This is a genomic window from Tolypothrix sp. FACHB-123, from assembly GCF_014697075.1.
Taxonomy (GTDB): Bacteria; Cyanobacteriota; Cyanobacteriia; order Cyanobacteriales; family Nostocaceae; genus Aulosira.
The window spans coordinates 1-2,088 of the sequence record NZ_JACJRE010000155.1 but is presented as its reverse complement, the minus strand read 5'-3'; the positions used below and the strand labels follow the sequence as shown (position 1 = coordinate 2,088).

Genomic DNA, 2,088 nt, shown 5'->3' with positions numbered 1-2,088 from the left:
CCCAAACTCCGCACTTCAAATTGAAGTATAAGGAGATTACAAGCAAGAGAAAAGCGCAAAGATAAAAATGATTAAGAAATAGAATAAAAATGGATATCTTTTCAGAAATTGATTAATTAAGATGTAATAAAATTGGTCATATAAGCACTATAAACTGAAGGAAGCATAAATGTTCCTTCATGTGTTGGTAAATCATAATTTTCTCCAAAAATCTTGTCAAATCAAGAAATAAAATAATATTTTTGGCAAAATGATGGTAAACAATTCAAAATAAAATGACGTTCTGAAGTTAAATTAATAATTTGATTAATGCCATCTAAATGTAAGAAATGAATACCTTGAAAGCATTGAAATATCCATCTTAGTGTCGGATTCATGGTTAACTTACCTAATTGATTCTTGACTCCGATTTTGAGTCTTTTTAACTCACTTCTTAGTTGCCTTTGACCAAGATTATAAACTAACAAGCATAAGGACATTAAAAATAGCATGGTCTCAATTCGTTCTGGATTCTCAACAAAGAAGCTATCAGTAAAAAACAAAGGGTCTTTTAAAAACCTAAACCCTCTTTCACAAGACTGTTGATTTTTATAAGCTTTAATAATTTCTGATGGTTCTAACTTCTCTTCACCAACTAAATTAGTCGCTAAAATAAATCTTCCAGCTTCTTTTTTTCGGATTTCCATCTCTTCTACTTTTTCATTCCTCTCTCCTGACATTCTATAAACAGTCTGATTATTCTTTGACTTGCTTTCAAAAACTTTAATTTCTTTGATTTCATGAAATTTCAGTTTTTTGTTGATTACTTTTAACTTATATCGTGCTTGTTCTGGAGTTTCAAATTCTTCTTTTTTTATTTCCTTAAGTAGTTTATCGACTTTTTGTTTTTCTTTTTTTAGCTTATTCTCTAGTTTTATTAAATCACTGTCTTTCCTTTTTTTACTCTCTACTATCAGCCAATTTTGTTGAATACCACCATAAGTTACTATTTCGGACTTCCATGTGTATCCATCTAGATTCAAACTCTCTCTTCTTTCTTTTTCTTTTGCATTTATCTCCTCTATTTCTACAATTTGAACTAATTCTTGTGCTTTTTTAATTGTCATCGGTACACGACTTATCCATTTTAAATTCTGAATTAATTGGATGTTTTCTTGGCTATATAATGCACTATCACAAACCATAATACTATCAAAACATATTTGTTTTCTATACTCTACTAATATTTTGCCAAATACTGCCTTATCAGCTTCATTTCCATCTCCCGCTCTCATGAACAATGGTATATCCCCATCACCACTCGTTATTAAATCTAAAATACATTGCTTTAAATCTGGTCTATGATCACGAGAATAACCTTTAGTTATTATTATCGGTCTTTCTTTGCTTAATTCCTCTTCTGTCTCTTTGATTTTTTCTCTTTTATATTCTCCATGTAGATGAAACGATGTTGCGTCTAAATGTGAGTATTTTGTATTTATCTCAAACTTTTTAATCACTGATAAAACAATTTCTATAAAGATATTATTCAATCCATATTTATATAGTTTATCCATCACTCTCCCAATTTTATCATCATTAATATAATCACTTTCTACATCTTTTCCTAACAGAACTTCAATTGCTTTATCATCAAAAAACTGGCTAAATAAATATAAAGGTCTTGAGACAAATCCTAATCCATTGATTAAAATCGCTTTCACTAATATTCCTGCTGTAATTTTTTCACGAGGGTCTATCCCTAATTTCTCATTAATTATTTCGACTATTCCTATTTCATCAATTAATCCTGCAACTATTCCTAAATGATCAATGTTTTTAATTTTGGCATTTTCGATTGGAGACATTTTTCACCCTGACATATTTTTGAGTTTTTTTGATTGTCTCATTTCAACTGAATCAATGTAAGTTTAGTTTGACAAAAAGCTTAAAATCAGTGTTTTTTCAGCACTTTAGCCTTAGTTACTTCGTCACACAAGTTTATTTGTAAATGTCTGGTTCCTGGTTTTTAATTGTATTATTATTTACCTTTTGCTTCAGTACAGCTATGTAGTTCTTTATGCTTCATAATGAAGTGCGGAATACGGG

The 2,088-nt window shown here is 29.5% G+C and carries 1 protein-coding gene; it reads right to left on the bottom strand.

Features of this window, described 5'->3' with window-relative positions; translation table 11 throughout:
• Positions 1–221 precede the first annotated feature (221 nt).
• Positions 222–1,847, bottom strand: coding sequence for an IS1634 family transposase (locus H6G41_RS34440; protein WP_190752875.1), 1,626 nt, complete (start codon positions 1,845–1,847; stop codon positions 222–224).
• Positions 1,848–2,088 lie beyond the last annotated feature (241 nt).

Bases quoted from the DNA above. Each gene is read 5' to 3' on its own strand.
- H6G41_RS34440 (WP_190752875.1), bottom strand. From the start codon at position 1,847: ATGTCTCCAATCGAAAATGCCAAAATTAAAAACATTGATCATTTAGGA.